30 protein-coding genes and 1 tRNA gene are annotated in these 23,724 nt (G+C 56.8%); 23 read left to right on the top strand and 8 right to left on the bottom strand.

The features are described from left to right. Positions 1–23 precede the first annotated feature (23 nt). A complete protein-coding gene (locus tag QPL98_RS02780) occupies positions 24–515 on the bottom strand; it encodes an STAS domain-containing protein (protein WP_011784965.1) in 492 nt (163 codons plus the stop codon). A 14-nt stretch (positions 516–529) separates the two neighbouring features. Then, complete coding sequence (locus QPL98_RS02775; RefSeq protein WP_121206527.1) at positions 530–1,738, bottom strand: PP2C family protein-serine/threonine phosphatase; 1,209 nt, start codon at positions 1,736–1,738, stop codon at positions 530–532. A gap of 112 nt (positions 1,739–1,850) precedes the next feature. Between QPL98_RS02775 and QPL98_RS02770 the strand changes: the two genes are divergently transcribed. Then, the gene (locus QPL98_RS02770; RefSeq protein ID WP_011784967.1) at positions 1,851–3,335 is read left to right on the top strand and encodes an HD domain-containing protein; all 1,485 of its coding nucleotides are present in this window, start codon (positions 1,851–1,853) and stop codon (positions 3,333–3,335) included. A gap of 6 nt (positions 3,336–3,341) precedes the next feature. On the opposite strand, the gene QPL98_RS02765 is transcribed toward QPL98_RS02770, so the two are convergent. Further along, on the bottom strand, positions 3,342–4,367 hold the full coding sequence (locus tag QPL98_RS02765) for an NAD(P)/FAD-dependent oxidoreductase (protein ID WP_303292636.1): 1,026 nt from the start codon (positions 4,365–4,367) through the stop codon (positions 3,342–3,344). Between the two features lie 8 nt (positions 4,368–4,375). Between QPL98_RS02765 and QPL98_RS02760 the strand changes: the two genes are divergently transcribed. From QPL98_RS02760 to QPL98_RS02715, 10 genes are all read left to right on the top strand, one after another. Then, complete coding sequence (locus tag QPL98_RS02760) at positions 4,376–5,332, top strand: acyl-CoA desaturase (RefSeq protein WP_183578390.1); 957 nt, start codon at positions 4,376–4,378, stop codon at positions 5,330–5,332. Then, positions 5,329–5,799, top strand: a complete 471-nt coding sequence (locus tag QPL98_RS02755) for a nuclear transport factor 2 family protein (protein ID WP_303292635.1) — start codon at positions 5,329–5,331, stop codon at positions 5,797–5,799. Before QPL98_RS02760 ends, QPL98_RS02755 begins: the two co-directional genes overlap by 4 nt. Beyond that, a complete protein-coding gene (locus QPL98_RS02750) occupies positions 5,796–6,578 on the top strand; it encodes an SDR family oxidoreductase (protein ID WP_183578393.1) in 783 nt (260 codons plus the stop codon). Before QPL98_RS02755 ends, QPL98_RS02750 begins: the two co-directional genes overlap by 4 nt. A 25-nt stretch (positions 6,579–6,603) precedes the next feature. Then, positions 6,604–7,869 (top strand): NAD(P)/FAD-dependent oxidoreductase, encoded by a 1,266-nt coding sequence (locus QPL98_RS02745; RefSeq protein WP_303292633.1) that lies wholly within the window; start codon positions 6,604–6,606, stop codon positions 7,867–7,869. Positions 7,870–7,871: 2 nt separating this feature from the next. Continuing rightward, on the top strand, positions 7,872–8,774 hold the full coding sequence (locus tag QPL98_RS02740; protein WP_153739894.1) for a DUF1365 domain-containing protein: 903 nt from the start codon (positions 7,872–7,874) through the stop codon (positions 8,772–8,774). Beyond that, positions 8,762–10,036, top strand: a complete 1,275-nt coding sequence (locus QPL98_RS02735; RefSeq protein WP_153739895.1) for a cyclopropane-fatty-acyl-phospholipid synthase family protein — start codon at positions 8,762–8,764, stop codon at positions 10,034–10,036. The genes QPL98_RS02740 and QPL98_RS02735 overlap by 13 nt, the downstream gene beginning before the upstream one ends. Continuing rightward, the gene (locus QPL98_RS02730; protein ID WP_153739896.1) at positions 10,033–10,557 is read left to right on the top strand and encodes a DUF2878 domain-containing protein; all 525 of its coding nucleotides are present in this window, start codon (positions 10,033–10,035) and stop codon (positions 10,555–10,557) included. The genes QPL98_RS02735 and QPL98_RS02730 overlap by 4 nt, the downstream gene beginning before the upstream one ends. Further along, a complete protein-coding gene (locus tag QPL98_RS02725) occupies positions 10,554–11,294 on the top strand; it encodes a hypothetical protein (protein WP_153739897.1) in 741 nt (246 codons plus the stop codon). Before QPL98_RS02730 ends, QPL98_RS02725 begins: the two co-directional genes overlap by 4 nt. Positions 11,295–11,372: 78 nt before the next feature. Beyond that, complete coding sequence (gene xthA / locus QPL98_RS02720) at positions 11,373–12,185, top strand: exodeoxyribonuclease III (protein ID WP_014421425.1); 813 nt, start codon at positions 11,373–11,375, stop codon at positions 12,183–12,185. An 18-nt stretch (positions 12,186–12,203) separates the two neighbouring features. Then, a complete protein-coding gene (locus QPL98_RS02715; protein WP_014421424.1) occupies positions 12,204–12,833 on the top strand; it encodes a TetR/AcrR family transcriptional regulator in 630 nt (209 codons plus the stop codon). 3 nt (positions 12,834–12,836) lie between these two features. Here the strand turns inward: QPL98_RS02715 and QPL98_RS02710 are convergent, their stop codons facing one another. Continuing rightward, positions 12,837–13,256, bottom strand: coding sequence for a phasin family protein (locus QPL98_RS02710; protein ID WP_011784979.1), 420 nt, complete (start codon positions 13,254–13,256; stop codon positions 12,837–12,839). A 343-nt stretch (positions 13,257–13,599) separates the two neighbouring features. Between QPL98_RS02710 and QPL98_RS02705 the strand changes: the two genes are divergently transcribed. From QPL98_RS02705 to QPL98_RS02675, 7 genes are read left to right on the top strand one after another with little or no spacing between them, the layout of a single operon-like run. After that, positions 13,600–14,037: a YeeE/YedE family protein gene (locus QPL98_RS02705; RefSeq protein WP_303292629.1), complete on the top strand. Its 438-nt coding sequence runs from the start codon at positions 13,600–13,602 to the stop codon at positions 14,035–14,037. Positions 14,038–14,040: 3 nt separating this feature from the next. Beyond that, positions 14,041–14,496, top strand: coding sequence for a YeeE/YedE family protein (locus tag QPL98_RS02700; RefSeq protein WP_153740038.1), 456 nt, complete (start codon positions 14,041–14,043; stop codon positions 14,494–14,496). Continuing rightward, a complete protein-coding gene (locus QPL98_RS02695) occupies positions 14,477–14,905 on the top strand; it encodes a TIGR01244 family sulfur transferase (RefSeq protein WP_022991214.1) in 429 nt (142 codons plus the stop codon). Before QPL98_RS02700 ends, QPL98_RS02695 begins: the two co-directional genes overlap by 20 nt. Before the next feature lie 23 nt (positions 14,906–14,928). Next, on the top strand, positions 14,929–16,041 hold the full coding sequence (hemH, locus tag QPL98_RS02690) for a ferrochelatase (protein ID WP_303292628.1): 1,113 nt from the start codon (positions 14,929–14,931) through the stop codon (positions 16,039–16,041). A gap of 19 nt (positions 16,042–16,060) precedes the next feature. Beyond that, complete coding sequence (locus tag QPL98_RS02685) at positions 16,061–16,801, top strand: 5-oxoprolinase subunit PxpA (protein WP_272998831.1); 741 nt, start codon at positions 16,061–16,063, stop codon at positions 16,799–16,801. Further along, positions 16,798–17,481: a 5-oxoprolinase subunit PxpB gene (gene pxpB / locus QPL98_RS02680; RefSeq protein ID WP_303292624.1), complete on the top strand. Its 684-nt coding sequence runs from the start codon at positions 16,798–16,800 to the stop codon at positions 17,479–17,481. Before QPL98_RS02685 ends, pxpB begins: the two co-directional genes overlap by 4 nt. Further along, positions 17,478–18,431 carry a biotin-dependent carboxyltransferase family protein gene (locus QPL98_RS02675; protein WP_303292622.1) on the top strand — a complete coding sequence of 318 codons (954 nt, stop codon included), beginning with the start codon at positions 17,478–17,480 and terminating at the stop codon, positions 18,429–18,431. The genes pxpB and QPL98_RS02675 overlap by 4 nt, the downstream gene beginning before the upstream one ends. Positions 18,432–18,713: 282 nt before the next feature. On the opposite strand, the gene QPL98_RS02670 is transcribed toward QPL98_RS02675, so the two are convergent. Beyond that, positions 18,714–18,804: transfer RNA gene (locus QPL98_RS02670), tRNA-Ser, on the bottom strand. Between the two features lie 263 nt (positions 18,805–19,067). Here QPL98_RS02670 and QPL98_RS02665 point away from each other — a divergent pair. The 5 genes from QPL98_RS02665 (at position 19,068) to QPL98_RS02645 (ending at position 21,260) form a co-directional block, all read left to right on the top strand. Continuing rightward, on the top strand, positions 19,068–19,769 hold the full coding sequence (locus QPL98_RS02665; protein ID WP_153739902.1) for a Bax inhibitor-1/YccA family protein: 702 nt from the start codon (positions 19,068–19,070) through the stop codon (positions 19,767–19,769). Positions 19,770–19,869: 100 nt separating this feature from the next. Next, on the top strand, positions 19,870–20,280 hold the full coding sequence (gene tusD / locus QPL98_RS02660; RefSeq protein ID WP_153739903.1) for a sulfurtransferase complex subunit TusD: 411 nt from the start codon (positions 19,870–19,872) through the stop codon (positions 20,278–20,280). A 2-nt stretch (positions 20,281–20,282) separates the two neighbouring features. Further along, positions 20,283–20,633: a DsrE family protein gene (locus QPL98_RS02655; protein WP_153739904.1), complete on the top strand. Its 351-nt coding sequence runs from the start codon at positions 20,283–20,285 to the stop codon at positions 20,631–20,633. A gap of 9 nt (positions 20,634–20,642) precedes the next feature. Beyond that, positions 20,643–20,930, top strand: a complete 288-nt coding sequence (gene tusB / locus QPL98_RS02650; RefSeq protein WP_153739905.1) for a sulfurtransferase complex subunit TusB — start codon at positions 20,643–20,645, stop codon at positions 20,928–20,930. Positions 20,931–20,933: 3 nt separating this feature from the next. Beyond that, positions 20,934–21,260: a TusE/DsrC/DsvC family sulfur relay protein gene (locus QPL98_RS02645; RefSeq protein ID WP_153739906.1), complete on the top strand. Its 327-nt coding sequence runs from the start codon at positions 20,934–20,936 to the stop codon at positions 21,258–21,260. Positions 21,261–21,282: 22 nt separating this feature from the next. Here the strand turns inward: QPL98_RS02645 and QPL98_RS02640 are convergent, their stop codons facing one another. The 3 genes from QPL98_RS02640 to nfuA all read right to left on the bottom strand — a co-directional run bounded on the left by QPL98_RS02640 (position 21,283) and on the right by nfuA (position 23,646). Next, positions 21,283–21,642, bottom strand: a complete 360-nt coding sequence (locus QPL98_RS02640) for a hypothetical protein (protein WP_153739907.1) — start codon at positions 21,640–21,642, stop codon at positions 21,283–21,285. A gap of 21 nt (positions 21,643–21,663) precedes the next feature. Then, the gene (locus QPL98_RS02635) at positions 21,664–22,875 is read right to left on the bottom strand and encodes a DUF445 domain-containing protein (RefSeq protein ID WP_194841878.1); all 1,212 of its coding nucleotides are present in this window, start codon (positions 22,873–22,875) and stop codon (positions 21,664–21,666) included. Positions 22,876–23,058: 183 nt separating this feature from the next. Then, a complete protein-coding gene (gene nfuA, locus QPL98_RS02630; RefSeq protein ID WP_011785011.1) occupies positions 23,059–23,646 on the bottom strand; it encodes a Fe-S biogenesis protein NfuA in 588 nt (195 codons plus the stop codon). Positions 23,647–23,724: the final 78 nt, after the last annotated feature.

Raw genomic sequence — 23,724 nt, 5'->3', positions numbered from 1 at the left:
GGGCCCGGTGCAGGACTGGCGTTTCAGCCAGTTTCCTCGCATTCCAGGGCCCGTACCAGATTCTTGAATTCTTCCCTGTTCCGGCTATTCATGCCCATCAGTACTTTATGGGCATCAAGAACTTTATCGCGAACCTGCTGTTCGCTCGCCTTGAGCACGGGGATTTCTTCGAGTTCTTCAATTCGGGAAGCTGGCTCACGGACAATAATGAAAATCTTGTCGAAGCCCATGGACGTAATAATGCGGGTGATATCGGGGTTGGTGGAAATCAGCGTTGGCAGAAAATGACTTTGTTTCTGCGCCGCCAGCGCAATCTTGGCCAGCAGGCCAAGCGTCGTGCTGTCGATGATTTCGGTCTCGGTGAGATCGATAACCACGGTTTTGAATGCCGGATCACGGGTTATGGACTCAACCAGATTGTCCAGCGTCGAACACAGGTTCAGCCGGATTTCCCCAATAAACTTCAGGACGTATATTCCCTGCTGTTCTGCTTGCAGGATTTTATAACCAGCCATTTTTCACACTGCCACTAAGTCGACGACGTGTTATCTGACCCGTTTATGGTATCAGTTACCGATACTATCGCGATATCGTCAGGCAGCTCCGAGATCTTATCCAGCCCCAGAGCGTCGCTCAGCGATGCGATAGTGTGACTACCTCCTGAAACGAGTTCAAGTAGTCTGTTCTCCTTTTCATCCAGAGATTTGGCCGGGATCACTTCCAGCAGGCCATCAGAGAACAACAAAAGCCGGAATGGTCGGTCCAGCTTCACCTTGTAAAGCTCCCATTCCGGCGTTTCGAACAGCCCTACCGGCAGCCCGCTGCCTTCCAGAAAACGGGTTTCACCATCTTCAAACGACAGGATGGGCATGGGGAAATGCGCTCCGACCGCATAACTCAATGTACGTTCTGTTGTTGAAATAATTCCAACAAACACGGTGACATGCTTGCCAAGCCCTGTATCCAACAGCTCTGAGTTGATGCGCTCCAGGAAACGTTCCGGGTGCAGGATGTCTTCACTGGACTGACGCCGAAGATTCCGCTGCAAACGATTGGTGAGGTTTCGCAGTAACACGGTAACGAATGCGGAACTGGCGCCATGGCCAGAAACGTCGGCGATATAAACGAGGACCTTGTCTTCACTGATGCGAAAATAGTCGAGAAAATCGCCACTGAGATACAGGGACGGCTTGATGAGGTAATCAACGCTGAGCCCGGAAAGCGTGAGCTGATGGTCTGGCAGCATTTTTAGCTGCACCTTGCGACCGGCATTCTGGTCGGCCCTTAGCTCGGCAATACCGTTGCGCAGGTCCCGGTTGGCTTCTTCCAGTTCCTGCCGGTACAACTGGTTCAGGCGGTTTACCCTGACCCGGTCAAACAACTTGCCGATAACGTCGTCCAGTGCATTGCGGTCGTCATTGCAGGGTTTGAGCACGACATCGGCGGCTCCGGCCCGCATGGCCTGGACCACATCGGCGCTGGACTGGCTGCTGGTGCAGGCCACTATCGGCGTGAAACTTTCTGTTTCATCAAGGCGCCGGGACAGGTCTCTGATCGCCTCTGGAGGGAGATCTGCAAAGATCACATCCGGGATATTGTCGTCGAACAATCCTCGGGCAGCGTTTACCCCCGCTGCACCAGTTACGTAAAACCCCCGCGCCTCCAGGTAACGGGACAGATCGGCTCGGGCCTGTTCATCGGCGTCAATTATCAGAATGCGCTCGGTGCGCGAGGTCATGTTGGCTGCCCTAAACTACCAGCGGTAAAGAAAAAAGGCTTTATATGGCCTATTCTGGCATGCCCCTGTGATATAACAAGGCCGCAATCATCATTTTGGGAGAATTGTAACCATGAGACGTGCCGTTAACGATCTGCTCGGAGCCTATGACAAACTGATCATGGACCCGGTGCATGGCGGTATCCCGCTCTACCGGCACGAAATCCAGGTGATTGACCATCCACTGTTTCAGCGCTTGCGAAACATCTGCCAGAACGACATTCTGAGTCTGGTTTTCCCCGGCGCCACCCATTCCCGTTTCCTGCACAGCATCGGGGTGATGCATGTGGGCACACGGATGTTCCGGGCCATGATCGATGCATACCTTCGGGAACGGCAGCTGAGTGAGCAGACCGATCTCAGCCTGAGCCAGCTCGATGCCATTGATTACCTGGCCAAGACCATCCGGCTTGGCTGCTTGCTGCACGACAGCGGTCACTCCAGTTTCTCCCATCAGTTCACCCAGGCCCGGAAGATTCGCGACCTGATGTCTCGCCCTGAACGGTTCCGGGATTTGTGGGAAGGCGTTGACTATTCGGCCTACCACGCCAGTGAACCGGAAGAGCTGGAGCATGAACACTACTCTGTTCGAGTCGCCCATGACGTACTCTCGTCTGTGGATCTGGAGAGCGCCGGGCTGGCTGCTATCGATGTCATCGGCATTATGGAAACCACCGATGTTACGCCCAGCGAAACCTTCTGCCGCCACGCCCAGACCTTCTGGGAATTTATTGCTGGTGATGATGCCATTGCCGGCACTATCCCGCCCCGGGATGTACCACAGCTGGTGATGGGTCTGCTGTCATCCATTGTTTCGGGGGAAATTGATGCCGACCGGGCCGATTATATGTTGCGGGACGGCTTCCACAGTTCGGTCACCATCGGCGGTTTCAATCTCGATCACCTGCTGAGCAACCTGCGGTTCGGCTGGGACGTTTCTGAACCCTGGATGGGGCTTGCGATTACCCAGAAAGGCCTGGGCGCCCTGGAAGACTTCGTGTACAGCCGCCACCAGATGTACCGCAAGGTATATGCGCACAAGACCGCTCTGGGCTTCGACTGGTTGCTGCGGGAGGCCATTAACGAAGTGCTGGAGGACCCGGAAAGCTTCGACTGGGTGGATACCTGCCTGAGCAACATGAAATGGTTTGCCGAGCTGACCGATAACTTCTTCTGGGAAGCCTTCCGCAAGGTGGCCCGCCGGGAGCCCAGGAGCTACTCGTTCTGCATTGTGAACCGGGTAAAGCTGGACCACGTCGACACCCGGGAAAATCTGGACAAGACCGAAATCCTGAACCACAGCCGCTGGCTGGCATCGGAGCTGGGCATTAACCCGGACAACGTGGTTACCTGCTCCATGAAGGCTCGCTTCTCGAACATTCAGGACAACTTCAACGGCATCAAGGTCTTGGTGAAAAACCCGATCACCCGGGAGCGAAGCCTGCGAAAAATCACCGAGGTGAGTGCCTTCTTCTCAAAATTCGGCGACGGCACCATCACCCATTTCTACCGGCGGCCGGAGGTCGCAGAAAAAGCTCCCTCCGACCTGACTGAGTAGCCGCAATTACTGATCAGAGCTCTGGCCCATTGCCTGCACCAGTTGCGAGGCGCTTTCCCAGGCGCCTTCAACCCGACCGCCCGCCAGCCAGTCGCCTGCCAGGCCAATGCCAGTATTCTGGTCGAACAGATAGCCGGGGTTATCGCCGGCTTCCGAGCGTGCGTACAGCCAGCGATGAGTTACCCAGTCATCCGGAGCCTCCCCATGCCCGGTCAGTGCCTTGAATTCCGCCAGCAGAGCTTCAGCAATGCTTTCCGGAGCGTCATCCACGTGCTCATGTGTCCACCCAGGGTTGGCGTGCAGCACCCACCACTGGCCCTCGTCTTCCCGGCCGGGTTTGGAGGAGTTGTTGGCCACCCAGAACAACACGTCCGAGTTGGGGCGCGCAGCATCGAACGGGAAATCAACGGAGCGATTAAAATGGGCAGCTACCGCCCAGCACGGCAGGATATTACCCACGTGTCCAGCCAGCCCTTCCGCCATCGCATCAAGCCCGCTGTCCCGCAACAGTTCCTGAGCCTGCGCCGGTGGCGCCGTGATCACGACCTGATCAAAGCCGTCGTAGTGCTGCCCATCGGTACCGGTGAGCTGCCATTTCGAATCTTCTTTCGACAATCGGACGATTCGAACACCGGATGCCAGCGTAATGTGTTCAGAAAGAGCCCGGGAAATGGCCGTCATTCGCGGAGTACCAACAAACCGGTGTTCCTCCGGAAACGCCTGCCAGCTGGCCCCTTCCGTCTGATAGCCGAACCGGGCATTCCAGCTCTGGTAGCTCCGGGGCCCGGCCCAGCGATCCAGAAACCGGGTGAAGCCGGGATTACGGGACGTGAAGTACTGGGCGCCGATATCGGCGGATCCGTTCGCCACGCGTTTGGACGCCAGACGACCACCGGGGCCGCGACTCTTCTCGAATACCCGGACATTATGGCCCGAATCGCCAAGAAGAATTGCGGTCGTCAGCCCCGCCAGCCCTGAACCAATAACCGCGATGCTGCGTATTGATGTGGTGTCTGATGTTACTTCACGCATGGTTGTATATGACCCGAGTAAATAGTTGGTTAACAAACATTCTGAGATGGTTCGATTCCGAAGCTGGATCAGATCACCTGGATACGGACTCCCGAGCCTTTAACTGGGTACGAGTCCTGCCCTTCATCGCTCTCCACCTTGCCTGTTTGCTGGCACTTTACACCGGCGTCAGTACTTTCGCAGTGGTTTTTGCCGTTGCGTTTTTCCTGGTAAGGATGTTCGCGATCACGGGCTTCTACCATCGGTATTTCTCCCACAAAACCTTCAAAACCAGCCGGCCTGCGCAGTTCGCATTTGCCATTCTGGGGGCCAGCGCGGCTCAGCGGGGTCCCTTGTGGTGGGCCGCGCACCACCGGCACCATCACCAACACTCGGACAACGAGCAGGATCTGCACTCACCACACCAGGGTGGGTTCTGGTGGTCCCATATGGGATGGTTCACCTGTGATGCGGGCTTTGCGATGGATGAACGCAGGGTGCGCGACTGGCTGAAATTCCCGGAACTCAGGTTCATCAACCGTTTTGACTCTCTGATACCCGCTGCGTTCGCGGTCGCTATTTACCTGTTTGGCGAGGCACTGGCCCTGTGGGCGCCCGAGCTCGGCACCAACGGGCTTCAGCTCCTGGTATGGGGTTTCTTCATATCAACCGTGGTGCTTTTTCACGCGACGGTTTCGATCAACTCCCTGTCACACGTCTGGGGTAAAAGACGGTTTGAGACCGATGACGACAGCCGCAACAATTTCTGGCTGGCTCTGATCACCCTGGGCGAGGGCTGGCACAATAACCACCACCGCTGGCCGCAATCGGTACGCCAGGGTTTCCGCTGGTACGAAATTGATGTCACCTGGTACGGCCTGTGGTTGCTTTCCAAGCTGGGCATCATCTGGGATCTCAATCCGATTCCGGCTCATATTCAGAAAGAGACCCGGAAACTGGACCACAAGAGGAGGAACCGCTCATGACGACGTCTGCCTCTGCCATTGAAGTCGGGGCACCGGATTCCGGATTGCCCGTGGTACTGGACCGTTTCTGTTCGCTGTATAACGCACTGGACAAAGGCAATCTCAACAAGCTCCAGCAGGTATACGGCGAGGATATCGAGTTTCAGGATCCTTTTGGTCGGGTACATGGCCTTGATCAGCTAACCGAATACATGGCGAGCGCCTACGGCAACGTTATCCGCTGCCAGTTCCGTTTCCATGAACCCGTCATTCAGGAATGCTGGTGCTGCCTGCCCTGGGTGATGGAACTTCAACACAAGCGTGTCCGCGGCGGCAAGCCGGTGTTTGTAGAAGGCATCAGCCACCTGGAAATCCGGGACGGGAAAGTGCGGTATCACCGGGACTATTTCGACGCCGGCCAGCTATTGTATGAAAACCTGCCCGTATTGGGCCGGATGATTCGTTGGGTAAAGGAGCAGGCGGGATGAGCCAATTGCTGTCATCACCCAGCAACATCTGGTTAACCGGCGCCTCATCCGGTATTGGCGAAGCGCTGGTTCACGAACTCGCCGGTGCCGGTCACAAACTGATTGTGACCGGCCGCCGGCAGGAGCCATTGGATGAGCTGTTGCAAACCTTCCCGAACCAGATAGCCGCCGCCGCTGCGGACACCACCAGCAAGAATGACTTGCAGGGGGTCAAGTCGCAGCTTGACCACTTTGGCGACCTGGACATGGTCATTCTGAACGCCGGTACCTGTGAGTATCTGGAAGTCGCGGACTACAACAGCGATGTCATTGCCAACAACGTGACCACCAACGTGATCGGCACAGCACGCTGCCTGGATTTTGCCCTGCCGGCGCTGCGGGCGACCCGTGCCAAAGGTAAACCGGCGACGCTGGTGATTGTGAGTTCCTCGGCGTGGTGGTTTCCGTTCGGGCGTGCTGAGGGCTATGGCGCCTCCAAGGCGGCACTTACCTACTTTGCCCAGTCACTGAGAGCTGATCTGGCGGCCGAGGGGATTCGGGTGGTGGTGGTATCCCCGGGGTTTGTCAAAACGCCATTGACGGACCGAAACGATTTTCCCATGCCGTTCATCATCTCAGCCGGGGATGCGGCTAGACGAATCCGCACAGGGCTTGAGAAAGGCCGGAACGAAATCGCGTTCCCGAAACGCTTTACCTGGTCCCTGAAGCTGCTAGCCGCCCTGCCCCAGGGAGTCATCGACCGCATGGCCGCCTCCATGGCCCGTAAAACCGATCATTGAAGTTTGACCACAGGAAATACCTTGCATGAATCAGGAACGTCAGCGAATTGCCGTGATTGGCGCTGGAGTATCAGGTTTAACAGCCGCCTGGCTGCTGGCCGACAAGCACGATGTGCATCTGTTTGAAGCCGGCGACTATGCCGGAGGCCACACCAACACGGAACAGGTTGAAGCTGGTGGTCGCACCTGGCCGGTGAATACCGGTTTTATTGTGTTCAACGACTGGACCTACCCCAACTTCATCAAGTTGATGGATCGGCTCGGGGTGGCCTCTGAAGTGAGCAACATGAGTTTCAGCGTGGACTGCCATGCCAGTGGACTGCAGTACAACGGCACCAGTCTGAACACCCTGTTCGCCCAGCGCCGGAATCTGTTTAATCTGAATTTCCTGAAAATGATCCGGGAGATTCTCCGGTTCAATAAGGAAACCCGTGCCGACCTGGCCGCCGCCACGATTCCGGACGGCGAAACACTCGGGGAATATCTGAACCGCAACGGCTACAGCCGGTACTTCCGAAACTACTACATTGTCCCCATGGGCGCGGCTATCTGGTCTGCGCCGGAGATTGTGCTGGAACAGTTCCCAATCCGGTTTTTTCTACAATTTTTTAACAACCACGGCATGTTATCTGTGGATGACCGGCCCACCTGGCGAGTGATTTCCGGAGGTTCGGCTACCTACGTAAACCGGATGATGGACAAGCTGGGCGAACGCACCCATCTGAACAGCCCGGTAACTTCCGTAAAACGGGATGAGGAGGGCGTTACCCTGGTGGCCAACGGACAGGAACATCGTTTTGACCAGGTCATTTTCGGCTGCCACAGTGACCAGGCCCTGGCCATGCTGGACGACGCCACTGACGATGAGAGAAGCATCCTCGGAGCCATCGCATACCAGAAGAACGACGTGGTTCTGCACACGGACGCCAGCGTACTGCCCTCGAACCGTCTGGCTTGGGCCGCCTGGAATTACATGATCCCGGAACACAGCACGCAACCGGTTTCCGTAACCTACAACATGAACGTTCTTCAGAACTTCGACGACGCTCCGGAAACCTTTTGCGTCACCCTGAACCGAAGCCGGGATATTAATCCGGAAAAGGTGATCAAACGGTTTGAATACGATCACCCCGTCTTCACTCTGGACGCCGTTGCCGCACAGGAGCGCTACGATGACATCGGTAACCGGAACCGCACCCACTTTTGCGGTGCCTACTGGTTCAATGGCTTCCACGAAGACGGTGTGCGCAGCGCACTGAGAGTTACCCGGGCATTCGGGGTGGAGCTCTGATTATGGCCAGTGAATGGCTGGAAGGCACCATAAGGCATCGGCGCAAGCTACCGGTTCAGCATGAGTTCAGCTACAACATCGGAATGCTCGCCCTCGACCTTGACGACTGGTCCACGGTAACCAGAACCAGTCCGTTTTTTTCCCTCGAACGTTTTAACTGGCTGGGGCTCTACCGGCGGGATTACCTTGACCCGGAAGTGCCCAGCCTGCGCCAGGCGGTATTCAACCGGGTTAAAAGCGCCACCGGCTGGGCTCCGGATGGGCCAATAGAGCTGGTTACCCACCCGCGCTACCTGGGCTACATTTTCAATCCGGTCAGCTTTTACCTGTGCTATGAAAGGGGCTGCAGGCCAGACGCCGGTGCCACCCCCCGTGTGATTGTCGCCCAGATTACCAACACCCCCTGGAAACAGCGCCATGTGTACTGCATGGAATGCACCCAGCCGGGGCCGGGCTCCGATAACGCCTGGCACACCGAGCGTTTTGCTTTCAGCAAACGCTTCCACGTTTCACCATTTAATGGCATGAATCAGCACTACCAGTGGCTGTTCAGTTTTCGCGGCAAGGACATGCGCGTTCACATGAATGTGGAAGAGGAAGGCCGCAAGCATTTTGATGCCACGCTGGTAGTCCAACGCACCCCTCTTGATCGTAAAACCCTGCACAGGAGCCTGAGACGGTTTCCCCTGGAAACCATCAAAGGCGTTGCCGGTATTTACTGGAATGCCCTGAAGCTGAAATTCAAAGGGGCCCCCTTTTACACCCACCCGGACAAACTCGATGCAACCGACAGCGCCTACCAGCGCGGTACCGAGGATCTGGGGCTGGATGTAACGGAAAAACCATCGGCACAACAAGACAACGCATTTGATTCGGCAGGAAGGGTAAGCTCATGGAGAACCTGAACACCTCGGTTGAACACCAGCGCACCGGAAACACGGGGCTTTCGTTGATCAGCCGTGTCGCAAAGCACCTGGCTTGCCAGCAACTGGCGCAGCTTGGTCATGGCAGGCTGGTGATCAGAGAGGCAGGAGGTGAGGACCTCGTATTCGGTGATGGCGATGACCGCTATCCGCAGGCCGAGTTAGTGATCCACAACCACAGCACCTGGCGGGATCTGGTGACCGGTGGCAGCATCGGTGCTGCCGAATCGTTTGTGGCAGGTGACTGGAGTTCACCAGATCTGACCGCCCTGCTTCGGTTCTTTACCCGCAATATCGACACCATGAACCGGTTTGAAGACCGGTTTGCCTGGATCAGCAAGCCCGCACTCAAGGCACTGCACTGGCTGAACCGCAACACCCCGGAAGGCTCCCGCAAGAACATCAGCGCCCACTACGATCTGGGCAATGACCTGTTCCGCCTGTTCCTGGACCCAACCATGATGTATTCCTCCGCCATTTACCCCCGCGAGGATGCAACCCTGGACGAAGCGGCCGTTCACAAGCTGGATACCATCTGCCGCAAGCTGGATTTAAGGCCGGAGGACCGGGTGGTGGAAATCGGTACTGGCTGGGGTGGCTTCGCCATTCACGCCGCCAAACACTATGGCTGCCATGTCACCACCACTACCATTTCCAGGGAGCAGCTGGAGCTGACCAAGGCGCGAGTGAAAGCGGAAGGCCTGGAAGACAAGATTACGCTGCTGTTCGACGACTACCGCGATCTGCAGGGGCAGTTCGACAAACTGGTGTCCATCGAGATGATCGAAGCCGTTGGCCCCCAGTTCCTGGACAGCTACCTGTCCCAAATCAGCCACCTGCTGAAGCCGGATGGCCTGGCGCTGATTCAGGCCATTAACATGCCGGAACAGCGTTACCACCGGGCATTGAAGAATGTGGATTTCATCCAGCGTTACATTTTCCCCGGCAGCTTTATCCCATCGTTTGGCGCTATTCTTGGCTCTATGAACCGGGGCTCAGACCTGGTACTGACCCATGCCGAAGACTTCGGCTTTCACTACGCCCGAACGCTGAGGGACTGGTGTGATCGGTTCATGGTGTGCCGTCAGGAACTGGAACAGCTGGGATACGACCAGGCCTTCCAGCGCCTGTGGCATTTCTATTTCGCGTACTGCGAAGCTGGCTTCAGCGAGCGGGCGATTGGCGTTGCCCATCTGGTCATGGCCAAGCCGGCCAACAAACGCGCGAATATTCTGAGTGTATGATCACTTCAAAAAACGCCCGTAACCTGCTGAACTTTATACTGTTCCAGACAGGCTGGCTGGCCTGCGTGCTGTACCCCGGGCTAGCTACGGTTGGGCTGATCCTGGTGTTCCTGGGGCTACATCTTGCTCTGGTCAGTCAACAGCGGTTTTCCGAACTGCAGTTTATTGGCTTTGGCGTGGTGCTCGGCGGACTGATGGATACATTCTGGTTCCGAACCGGGGTGCTGGCCCTGGATTCCGGAGAAGAGGTGCTGGCGGCCCCGCCCTGGCTCATCGCGATCTGGGCAATCTTCATGACCACCCTGTGTCATTCCCTGGGCTGGATTGGCCAGCGCCAGTGGTTGCCGTGGGCTCTGGCCCCCATTGCCGGCCCCTTTGCCTATTGGTCCGCCAGCCAGCTCGGTATAGTGGCGCTGCCGGACCTGACAGTTTCCCTGGTCGCCATGGCCGTCGGCTGGTTCGTCCTGTTTCCGTTGCTGCTGTTCATTCGCAAGGCCCTGTATACGGAGCTGGAAACATGAAACTCGCTGGTTCGACGGCCCTGACCGTATTCCTGGCAGCAGCCGCGTTTCCCGTGGCTGGCGAGGTATTTGAATTTTCAGGTACAGCCAAACAGGATGGGAAGGTGCTTTACCAGGAGGATCATCGAGTCGAAGGCACGTGTTCCGAAGGCGTCTTCGCCCCGGTTAATCACCAGGTTTCCTACCGGACTCCGGAAAGCCGCGACGAGTTTGCCAGCAAAATGCTGTCTTACAATAGCTCCCCATTCCGTCCGCAACTGGAATTCCGCCAGCCGACATTCGGAGAAGCTTTGACCATCACCTACCCGCAGGAGCAGGCACTCAACATCGTCTGGCAGAGTCCAGCGGGAGACACCCGCGAATTCATGGTCCCCTTTGACCAGAGCCTGGTGGTGGATTCAGGTTTTGATTACTTTGTCCGGGCAAACTGGGAACGCGTCCAACAAGGCGAGTCTGTGGAATTCCGGTTTCTGGCCCCCACCCGGGGCGATCACTACGGTTTTGTTCTGGAGCCAGCCACTTCTGTAAAGGTGAACGCAGAGGTGACCGTGCAGATCCGCCCCACAAGTCTGGTATTACGGTTTCTGGTGGATCCCATCGTGCTGGGCTATAGCTCAGACGGCGCACTGACCGACTATCTGGGGTTGACCAACATCCGGCAAGATGCCGAATCCAACCACATTGCCCACATTCGCTATCAGGTTGCCCGCTTGCCGGATTGTGAACTGACACGGTAATCCGGTCGCAGCTGCCAGACGGCACCCGGCCTGGGGTGTGTTAAACTCCGAAAAAATTTTTCCGGAGATTCTGCGCCCATGATGTTTGTGTCGTTCAATGTGAACAGTATCCGCACCCGCCTGCATCAGCTCGAAGCCGTGATTCAGCAGCTTAATCCGGATGTCATCGGTCTTCAGGAAACCAAGGTCACTGATGAGGAATTCCCGGTCGAGGCCATTCGCGAGCTCGGTTATCACGTTCACTTTCATGGCCAGAAAACCCACTACGGTGTTGCCCTGTTATCCCGCGCGGAGCCGGAAGAGGTCCTCAAAGGCTACCCCTCCGATGGCGAAGACTCCCAGCGGCGCCTGATTACCGGCCATTTCACCGTTAACGGCGAGCCCCTGACCGTCATCAACGGTTATTTCCCCCAGGGAGAAAGCCGGGACCACCCTGTAAAGTTTCCTGCCAAGGAAAAGTTCTACGCCGACCTGATGGCCTACCTGGACGAATTGGCCAAGAAACCCGGCCATATTATGGTAATGGGCGACATGAACATATCGCCCACAGACCGCGACATCGGCATTGGCGCCGACAATGCAAAACGCTGGTTGCGTTCGGGAAAATGCAGTTTCCTGCCGGAAGAGCGGGAATGGCTTGGGCAGGTTGAACAACGGGGCTTTACCGATGTATTCCGCCATCTGCACCCGGACGAAGCCAACACCTTCAGCTGGTTTGACTATCGCAGCAAAGGCTTTGAGCGTGACCCGAGGCGAGGCCTGCGCATTGACCTGATCATGGCCAGTGACAGCCTCCTGCCCAAGGCAAAAGCAGCTGGTGTGTCCTACGATATCCGGGCCATGGAGCGACCATCCGATCACTGCCCGGTGTGGGCCTCATTCGACCTCTGATTGACCGGGCCATTACGGATGAAGAAAGTCAAAACCAGGGATCGGATCCTCGACACCAGCCTGCTGCTGTTCAACAGCCTTGGGGAGCCCAACGTCACCACTCTGCTGATCTCTGATGAGCTGGAGATCAGCCCTGGCAACCTGTATTACCACTTCAAAAGCAAAGGCGATATCGTTGAGGAATTGTTCCGGGCCTATGAGGCAGAGATGCTGGATCTTCTGGCGGTGCCCGAGGAAGCAGACGTGCCCATGGACCAGTTCAGCTTCTTCCTGCATCTGCTGTTTGAAGCCGTGGCCCGCTACCGTTTCCTGTACCAGGATCTGGTCAATGTCCTGTCCCGTTACGATCAGCTTCAGGTTCGATTTCGCAGGGTTCTCAAAAAAAAGGAATTGGCGTTCAACACGCTGTGTGAGAGTTTTCGCCGGCAAGGCATCATGAACATCGGTTCGGATGAACTGGCTTCGGTGTGTGAGCAGCTTACCCTGACGGTGTGTTACTGGAGCAGCTTCGATACGCTTTCGCATCTGGATGACAGGGAGTCAGTGGACCCGGGCCGCGGGGTCTATCAAATGTTGCACCTGTTGCTGCCCTACCTGAACGAGGACGAGCAGGAACAGGTCCGGCTCACCAGCCGGACCTATCTCTAGAGTTTATTCTTCCTCGTCGCGCGCAGTGTTCTGGCCGCGCAGCCTGGACAGCTCACTTTCCAATGCCTCGATACGGCGCTCCATAGCTTCGATTTCTTCCCGGCGATGGATGCCCAGGCGACGGAGTGCGCCAGAAACCCGCTGGTCGAACATATGCTCGAGCTTGTCCCAGGTACCGGTGGCCCGCTCACGAACCTCGCCTACCCGATCTTCCACGGTGCGGATCTGTTTCTCGACCACACCCCGGGTTTTGCTCTCCAGCTGTTCGCCTTCCTGAACCAGACGATCAAAGAACTTGCCGGCGTCCTCTTCCGCTTTGGTGTAGGCGCCAAGCCCAGCCAGCCAGATTTGCCGGGCGGAATCCTTGATCTTGCCCGCCAGTTGCGGATCATTTTCAGGATTTTTGTCGTCGTGCTCAGACATGCATACCTCATGGGAGTCGGGCATTAGCGGTAGCTGTCATTGTATTACAGCCGGGGCCGGATTGCAGTGGTGGCCCTGAGAACCGCATAACGAAAGGCCGCAGTATAACCACTGATGCAATATGAAAAAATGTTTTCAAACGAAAGCGCCTCTCACTTGAACTGTTCAAATTATGGTCAATACTTCCCAATACCGGCATCCCTGTTGATGTCGGTTTGTCTGGAAGTCTTTCATGGATACTACTCGCACGCCTCTGCCCGGCATTCCCTGCCGGGCTTTTTTTGTTATTATTTCTCCCCATTATATGGTTATTCCAAAACCGATATTTCGCGGGAGTCTATGAATGATTGATATTGCCTGGAGCCAGTTTACCCCTGGCGCTGCACTGATCGGCGGCCTGCTGATCGGCCTCGCCGCTGCAAGCTTCCTGCTTTTGAACGGCCGCATTGCAGGAATAAGTGGAATACTGGGTGGCCTGTTGGTGCCTGCCCGCCGCGATATACTCTGGCGGGTGGCTTTTCTCGCCGGGCTTGTAGGCACCCCAAGCCTGTGGCTGTTGTTTTCCGAGCTTCCACCCATTCAAGTTGACGCAGGTTACCCGGCTCTGATCCTCGCCGGATTGCTGGTGGGTATAGGCACTCGCTACGGCTCAGGCTGCACCAGCGGGCATGGTGTCTGCGGATTGTCTCGTCTGTCGCCTCGCTCACTGGTCGCAACCCTGAGTTTTATGGCAACAGGATTTTTAACGGTGTTCGTAATTCGCCATCTGATGGGAGTCTGAATGATGAAGTACTCTGTCACCTCACTTCTGGCAGGACTGATTTTCGGGTTGGGGCTCATGGTATCCGGTATGGCCAATCCGGAAAAAGTGCTCGGTTTTCTCGATATCGCCGGGCTTTGGGACCCGTCACTGGCTTTCGTGATGGGAGGCACAATCATCGTCGGACTGGTCGCTTTCGCCGTGGCGCGCAGGCGTACCCTGTCGTTCCTCGGATTCACCATGAAAATGCCGGCGAACAACCGTATTGAGCCCAGACTTGTTATTGGCAGCATGATGTTCGGTATTGGCTGGGGCATTGCCGGTTTTTGTCCAGGGCCCGCCCTGGTGGCTCTTGGTGCCGGAGAAATCAAGGCCGTGGTCTTTGTTGCGTCCATGGTGGCCGGTATGATGGCATTCGAAGTGATCGAGCGGATTAAACGACCGTCGTTGGGAGACACGCGTGGATATCAGAAAAATTGATGACAGTATTTCCGTAGCGCCACAAATCGCTATTGATGACGTTGCCGAAATTGCGCGGCTGGGGTTTCGGACCCTGGTCGCCAATCGGCCCGACCATGAAGAATACGGCCAACCGGCCATGGCCGACATTGAGGCCGCAGCGAAAGCAGAGGGCCTTGAATGGGTCTACATGCCGGTTGAGTCTGGCAATATTACCGACCAGGACGTCGAACGTTTCGCGCCCATGATCCGTGATGCCGAGAAACCCGTACTAGCCTTCTGTCGTTCCGGCACCCGCTGTACGGTACTATGGGCCCTGAGCAGTGCCCGCGACCACCAGCCTGAGGAAATCCTGTCCCGGGCACGGAATGCAGGTTACGACATTACCGGGCTTATTCCCCGCCTGATGCAGCAGGCCGGCAAGCGTTAATTTTCACCTCACGGAACGTCTCAATGCCTTACAACGGGATCGATAACTACCGCCACAATGAGCCGGACCGGCTCGGTGTGCTGATCACCAACCTTGGAACCCCCGACGCACCTACTACTCCCGCCCTGAGGAAATACCTGGCGGAATTCCTCTGGGATCCGCGGGTTGTCGAGGTACCGCGCCCCCTGTGGTGGCTGATTCTGCACGGCGTCATCCTCCGCATTCGCCCCCGGAAAAGTGCGGAAGCCTATGCCGGTGTGTGGGAAAAGGACGGTTCTCCCCTGCTGATTCACACAGCGAAACAGGCTGAGGGTATCCGTGAGGCCATGAAACAGCGCTTCGGCACCAATGTGGTGGTAGGTTTCGCCATGCGTTATGGCAACCCTTCCATCCCCCGGGTACTGGACGAGATGCAACAACAGGGCGTGCGCAAGCTGCTGGTACTTCCGCTGTATCCCCAGTATTCAGCCTCGACCACGGCCTCAACGTTCGATGCCATTGCAAAAGACTTTACCCGGCGGCGCTGGCTGCCCGATTTCCGGTTTATTTCCCATTACCAGGATTTCCCGCCGTACATCGAAGCCATGGCGCGCCATATTGAATCGCACTGGGCCGAACATGGCCGCAAGGAAAAGCTGATTCTCTCCTACCACGGCGTGCCGCTGAAATACCTGCTGAAGGGCGACCCGTACCACTGTGAATGCCATAAGACATCACGGCTGCTGGCGGAGCGTCTTGGCCTCGGTAAAGACCAGTACATGACCACTTTCCAGTCCCGGTTCGGGCGGGAGGAATGGCTGCAACCCTACACCGATGAAACCCTTAAAGCCTTGCCCGGAAAAGGGGTAAAATCCATTGATGTATTCTGTCCTGGTTTCTCCGCCGATTGCCTGGAAACCATCGAGGAGATTAACGAGGAAAACCGGGACTACTTTATGGCAGCCGGCGGCGAAAGCTTCAGCTATATCCCCTGCCTGAACGCCACCCCGGGGCACATTGATGCGCTGGTGCAACTGGTTGAGGACAATCTGCAGGGATGGGCTATTCCCGAGAATTCGCCGGAATCCCTGGAACAGCGGGCCAGACTGGCGGAAGAGCGCAAACAGGCCACCTTCCCGGGCCGCAGCGACATCTAAGGAAAGACAGGACAGTGCCATGAAACTGAATTGCGATCTGGGGGAAAGCTACGGCGCCTGGCAAATGGGCCAGGACGACCTGGTTATGCCCCTGATCGACATGGCCAACGTGGCCTGTGGCTTTCATGCCGCAGACCCTATGGTAATTCGCAAAACACTGGCACTGGCAGCCACTCACCACGTGGCTATTGGCGCTCACCCGTCCTATCACGACCTGCCCGGCTTCGGTCGGCGCTCGATTCACCACACATCGGAAGAGATCGAAGCCCTGATGCTGTATCAGCTCGGGGCGCTCGAAGGCATGTGCCGGAGTGAAGGCCTGACGCTAAGCTACGTCAAACCCCATGGCGCCCTGAATAACGACATGATGCGGGACAATAGACTGCTTCGCGCCGTGATGGAGGCCGTACGCACCTTCCGGACCGATCTGGCACTGATGATTCCGGTCACCAGTAATTACCGCGAACATCAGCAGATGGCGGCCGACGTTGGCCTGCCCCTGCTGCTGGAAGCCTTTGCAGACCGCGCCTACGATGACGAAGGCCAGTTGGTTTCCCGGCGCCAGGCCGGCGCCGTACACGAGAATCCGGACATCATCGTTGGCCAGGCGCAGTCCTTTGCGGAAAAGGGCGGCGTATTCAGTACCACCGGCAACTGGCTTGAGCTTCCGGCCGACAGCCTGTGTGTACATGGCGACAATGACGCCGCGCTCGACGCAATCAAAGCCATCCGCCAGGCGCTCGGTAAATCCGGCCGATGATCGAGGCGGTTTCGGAAGATACCATCCTGATTACCCTGGCCCAGGCCATCGATGACGCCCTGCCTGCCCGCATTGCCAACCTCGTCGACAACATTTGGCGTGCGGGTTTTCACTGGCTGGTGGATATGGTGCCCTCATACACGACATTGATGGTGGTCTACGACCCGGTAGTCGTCGATTTCCGACAGGTAAGCGCCGAGATCTGGCCCCTCGTTCACAGGCTGAGCACACAGGCGCACACGGCGGAATTGAAAAGCCGCCTGGTGGAACTGCCGGTGTATTACAGTGCCGAGACCGGGCCTGACCTGCAGTGGCTGGCCTCGGAAAGCGGCCTGGATTGCGAGGAAGTGATTCGTCGACACAGCTCGGTTGAATACCGGGTGCATGCGCTTGGATTTGCCCCCGGCTTCGCCTTTATGGGGCAGGTTGACCCCAGCATCGCCGCACCCCGGAAAACCACTCCTCGCAAACAGGTACCCGCCGGAAGCGTTGGTATTGCCAATCGGCAGACAGCAGTTTACCCGCAGGTTTCTCCGGGCGGCTGGCAGTTGATCGGCCGCTGCCCGACACTCCTTTTTGACCCAACCAACCTGTCGCTCCTCAGGGTCGGCGATCGGGTGCGCTTTACACCCATCAGCCGGGAGGCGTTTCTGGCCGCCGGTGGGGAGCTCATTCCATGAGCTGGCTGGACGTCATTCATCCCGGCGTGCAAAGTTCTGTGCAGGACAGTGGTCGCCGGGGTTATCGCCACCACGGGCTGGCCGCAGGCGGCGCCCTTGACCTGGTTAGTTATGCCTGGGCCAACAAGCTGCTGGACAACCCTCGCGATGCCGCCTGCCTGGAAATCATGCTGGGCGGATTCTGCGCCATTGCCCACGGCTCGCTCCAGATTGCCGTCACCGGCGCCAGAACCAGCGTGACCGTGAACGGCGAACCCGTTGAACTGTGGCGAACCTTGAACCTGAACGACGGCGACGAGCTGACCATCAGCCACTCGGCTCATAACCGGCTTATCTACCTGGCCGTGGCGGGAGGATTGGATTCACCGGAGCAGTTCGGCAGTCGCACCGTGGTTGTTCGGGAAAAGCTCGCGGGCCGGGGCCCTATAAAGCGCGGAGATAACCTGGTACCACGGGAAGCGCAACGAAAAGTGTCAACCCGGGAAGTTCCCGCGCACCAGCGCCCTGATTTTAGTTCAGAGGTGGTTATCGGCCTGATACCGGGCTATCAGTACGCTCAGTTTCAGCGTTCAGATATCCTGCGACTGACAACCAGCAGCTACACCGTTAGCGATCAATCCGACCGTATGGGTTTCCGGCTTCAGGGCGCGGCCATGGACTCCCCTCCTCCCGGCATCATCTCCGAAGGTATTGCACACGGATCCGTTCAGATTCCCGGCGACGGTCAGCCTATCGTACTGCTGAGCGATGGCCAGACGATTGGAGGGTACCCCAAGCCCGGTGTCGTACCAGCGCTGGATTGCAGCCGCCTGGCTCAGCAACTACCCGGTGGCCGTGTCCGGTTTGAATTATGCGATCTGGCTACGGCGCAGAATCAGCGTCGGCTTTTTGAGCTTCACTACCAGAACACTCGCTGGTGTCAGAATGGCCAGGCACTTGAGTGGCTTTAATTCCCCCGGCATGTTCAAGGTCGGGAACGGCCTGACAAAAGGTGCACTCTTCCGTATCTACGGCCGCGCCACCCGTCTCGACATAACGCACGCGATGGCTCGCCCTGCCTCGATTGGCTGACACTGCGAAGCGGCGGTTTTTGCGATCTGACTGTTCCTGACTTTCCGGTTCTTCAGCCATGGATGAAATCTCCCGGATATGAAGCGTGGTGTTTGGAATCCAACGGAGGGATTGGTGTAACCAGGATATTGGGGTATCAAGAGGAAAAACAAGAAGAAAAATGGCGGTGGGCCAGGGATTCGAACCCCGGGACGGCTATTAACCGTCGGCGGTTTTCAAGACCGCTGCATTCAGCCACTCTGCCAGCCCACCGTCTTGTCGAAGCATCGGGAAACGCTTCGGCTAGCTGCCTTGTCGACAGCGGGAGGAATGATACCGGATTTGCCCCCTCTGTCAACGCCCTGCAAGAAAAACAAAGCAAATTCCGTGGCTTCTGGTCAGAGCTTAGACAAGATTACCGCGTTTTAATGGAATCCATTTGGTGTTTCTCTGTCGTAAATGATTGAAAGTTGCGGTTTCGACATTATGATGGTCTACAGTATCCAGTTGCACTAGAGCACTAAACGGAGATGACAATGGAAGACAGACGTTTCGGCGTTCAGAACAACCAGGCGGCCTACTCGCCGGCCAGCGAAACCAGTCGCGCAGCGGCAGGTATCAGCGACGACGCCATGAAGGTGTTGCGCAACACCTACATGTTGCTCGGTATGACCCTGGCGTTTTCAGCCGTGACCGCGTTCCTGAACATGAATGGCACGCACCCGGGCTTCCTGATTACCATCGTGGGCTACATCGGCCTGCTGTTTGCCACCTATAAGCTGAAGAACAGCCCCTGGGGCATCGTCACCACCTTCGCACTGACCGGCTTTATGGGTTATACCCTTGGCCCGATCATCGGTGCGTTTGTTGCTGCAGGCGCCTCACAGATTGTTGCTCAGGCACTGACGTTGACTGCCGTCGCGTTCGTGGGCCTGTCCGCAACCGCCATCATCACCAAGAAGGACTTCAGCTTCCTGTCCAGCTTCCTGACCGCTGGTGCATTCGTGCTGATTGGCGCCATGCTGCTGGCGTTCTTCATGGAGAGCTCAGTTCTGCACCTGGCCGTTTCCGCAGGCTTCACGATCTTCGCTTCGATCATGATCCTGTTCGAGACCAGCCAGATCATCAAGGGTGGCGAGCGTAACTACATCATCGCCACCGTAGGCCTGTATGTGTCCATCTACAACCTGTTCGTCAGCCTGCTGCACCTGCTGTCAGCGTTCAGCGGCGAAGATTGATCAGTACACTCAGCCCAACGCCTTGAGAAAACCCCGGCCTATGCCGGGGTTTTTGCTTTAGGTACACTTGCAGGGTTTCCATCAGTCAGCATCCAGATTCATGCCTCAGCCACTCAGTTACACACTCGTGATTACCGGTGCCCCCTGGGCAACACAGGCTCCCCAGACTGCCCTGTCATTCGCTCAGGCCCTGCTGAAAGCGGGCCACCGTATCGACCGGGTGTTCCTGTATGGCGATGGCGTACACCTGGCGTCAGCCCTGAGCGCTCCTCCCTCCGATGAGCAACACTGGCCGCGACTGTGGTCTGAATTCCTTTCCGGGAACAACATCACAGCGGTCGCCTGCATTGCTTCAGCCCTGCGCCGCGGCATTGTCGATAAGACCGAACAGGCCCGTTACGAGCTGACTGCCAGCAATCTCAGGGCACCCTTCGAAATTGCCGGTCTTGGCGAGTGGGTAGAGGGAAACCTGAAGTCCAACCGGGTTCTTTATTTTCACGGGACACACTGACCATGACCACCCTGATTGTGATCGATCAGCCACCCTATGGCTCCTGGGCAGGACGAGACGCGCTGGACATGACCTTCTCCCTGGCGGCCTTCGACCAGCCCGCCGCCATGCTGTTTCTGGGGGCTGGCGTCAACTGGCTGTGCAAAGGCCAGGCCGCCGATGCCGTCGGCCAGAAATCTGTGGCGAAGAACCTCTCTGCGGCCGCCCTGTTCGGCGTTGAACAGATACTGGTGGATGCCCAAGCATGCGCGCAATATGGACTGGAGTTCGACGATTTGCTGTCAGGAAGCATGCCGTCGGAGTCGATTTCCGAAACCCTGAGCCAGTTTTCCCGCGTTGTTTTTGCCGGATAGGACCCTGTCATGCCTGAAAACACGACCGCAACCCTGCACATCATCAACAAAGCTCCGGAACACGCCAGATTCCGGCATTGTCTGGCATCTGCTCAACAGGGTGACACGCTACTGCTGATTGAAGATGCCGTGTTGGCGCTGCTCGATCGCGGAAAGGAGTTGCCGGGGGCTTCTTATGGCCTGGAGGCGGACGCAAATGCGCGCGCCGTGGCCAATCGCGTGCCCGCAGATCAACTGGTCGACTACGCCGGTTTTGTGCAGCTGACCGTTAATCATTCACGAATCATCAACTGGTAAACCATGAGTGCTTCGAATTCGCCTGAGAGAAACAACGAGGGTTTTCTGGAGGACGCGGCCACCTGGACCGATGAGGTAGCCTGGGAAATCGCTCAGGAAGACGACATTGAGTTAACGGAAAAACACTGGGAAATCATATATTTTCTAAGGAATTTTTATAAACAGCATGAAATTTCACCGCCATCGAACCGTTTGTTCGTGAAGGCCGTGAGAGAGGCGCTGGGGGACGAGAAAGGAGACAGCATCTACCTGATGACACTGTTCCCCGGAACACCCGCCAAAACTGCCTGCCGGATTGCCGGACTGCCTCGTCCTACGAATTGCCTCTGAGCCAGTGGAAGATATCGCACTGTTACTTGTCGCGCTTTTCGGCTGACCGCGCCTGATTGGCTTGCTGTTCTTCGGCAGCGGCCCCCAGAAAAGTGCTCAGCCCGTTTTCAAACAGGTTTGAACCAAACTTGAGGAACTGGCGAGTGGATTCCCTGGTGGCACCGTCCCAGGCGCTTTGGGGTATCTGCCGGATAGATTCAGCAACACCCTTCTGAACGCCGCTGGTCACCTTCGGCTCAATCTCATTGGCGGTATCAATCAAATCCTGAATGCGCTCAGCCAGCCATGGCTTTACCACCCAGAACCAGAACGCGAAGAGAACAGCCGTTACGGCGAACGCTGTCAAAAAAATCTGTGTGAGGATCTGTGCCCAAACTGGCATACGCTATTCTCCCTGGTGTGGTTAGCCCAGTACGGCCCGGGGCAAGCCGGTCATGGCAAGAAACTGAACGAGCCCGGCCACTGCACCAAACAAGCCACCCACGAACATCAGCTGAATTTCTTCCTCCCGGAACGCCGGCCTGAGTATGTCCTGGAATTCTTCCGGTCGCAGGGCCTTCATCTGGCTGGCCAGCACCCCCGCGACGACTGGTGCACGCTCACGATTGAAAGCGGGATCACTGAATACATCCCGCGTGGCCAGCACCGCTTTCTGATTCATCACACGCTTGAGCTCGGTGTAACCGGTCATACCCACAGACACCTGGGCCGCCAGCTTCATGACCATGGAATTGTCGAGCATGGGGCGCAGGTGTTTCTGGATGATGGCGCGGGTACGGTCACCATGCTGACCGTTGATCATGGCATCGGCGACTTTCTCGACCGTGATCAATTCCTCCGCCACCAGACGCGCCCATATATCGCTGATTTCATCCTGCCGACGCAGGAACAGCCCCTGCAATTGCCAGAACAGCACTCTGCGCGGACGTACCGGAGCGAAAATCAGGTTGATGGCAATCCAGTTAGTCACGAAGCCTATAAAGAACCCGCCCACCGGCAGTAACCAGGGCTGGGGGTAGAACACGGAAACCGGCGCCAACGCGGCACCCATCACCGCTCCGATGATAGCGCCCCGATTAATAACCGACCTGAGCTCAACCGCACCGGCCTGCTGGAAGATACGATTCATCAGGTCCGGATGGTTCTGCAACTCCCGACTCAACAGCGCCTTGAGATCGACCAGCTCATCAAGATCGTCACCAAAATCCTCCACCAGCTCCTCTACCCGATTGGGTAGCTGTTGCCGCGCCCACTGATAGATCCGGGCCCGAACAAACAGCGGCAGATTATCCCAGAGTACCGGCTGGATTTCGTACATGACCTCGTCAATGTACTCATCCATGCGGGGCGTCACCTGAGCCACCACCTGTTCCACAATGCGGTTGGGCTCCAGCTTCTGGTACACAGAATTCAGGTCGCCAAACTTCTGCAGGGTGCGATCAATACAGATGTGGGCCATTTTCTCGGCCTTGCGCGGAATTACCCCTTGCCAGCCAATAACCCCAACGCCGATGAACCGGACAGGATGAAAGGACATCTGAATGGCGAGCCAGTTAGTGAACCATCCCACCACGGCAGCCATTACAGGCACGGACACAAGAGCAAGGTCAGTCAAGCGTTACCCCGAAATAGAAAAAGCATTCGCTCACACGGCACGGATAATACCCGGCCTTTGATTCTGTTTATGTGACCGATAATGAAGTATTGCGCTTAACAGGCCATTGGCCGTGTAGCCAGGCAAGGCAGGTGTTTCTGGCAGCCGCCAGAGAAGGGGCGACTGCCGGAGGAAGGGTGCAACTTATTGATAGTAAGCGTTTTCGGTATTCGAGTGGTCTGTCACATCACGCACCGCGGAGATTTCAGGTACGCGTTCCTTCAGTGTCTTCTCGACACCCTGCTTCAGCGTCAGGCTGACCGCAGAGCAGCCCTGGCACCCGCCACCAAAGCGCAACACCGCAACCGATTCGTCAACAATCTCAACCAGCGAAACATCACCGCCATGAGCTGCCAGGTTGGGATTGATTTCAGAGGCCAGCACGTAGTTCACACGCTCCGGCAGGGGCGCATCATCAGCCACCTGCGGCACCTTGGCATTAGGCGCCTTGATGGTCAGTTGCCCGCCCATCTGATCCTTGGAGTAATCGACATATGCGTCTTCCAGGAACGGCACCGAATTATGGTCCAGATACAGAGTAAACTTCTCCAGGTTGACCTGCTCATCGGTTGGCACAACTTCATTGGGCGGACAGTATGCCAGACAGGTCTCTGCGTTGCGGGTGCCGGGCTGGGTCACGAAAATGCGTACGCCCATACCTTCAACGTCCTGCTTTTCAATCAGTTGCGCAAGATAATCCCTTGCGGAATCAGTCACAGTTACCAGAGCCATGCTTCCTACCTGTTATCAAGTGTGACTGACATTTTATGAGAGATCGCCGGAACATAAAAGACCAAGTAAAATAGTCGG

This window comes from Marinobacter sp. ST-43 (genome assembly GCF_030541085.1).
Taxonomy (GTDB): domain Bacteria; phylum Pseudomonadota; class Gammaproteobacteria; order Pseudomonadales; family Oleiphilaceae; genus Marinobacter; species Marinobacter nauticus.
The sequence above is the reverse complement of the archived record's forward strand: the minus strand, read 5'-3'. Positions and strand labels throughout refer to the sequence as shown.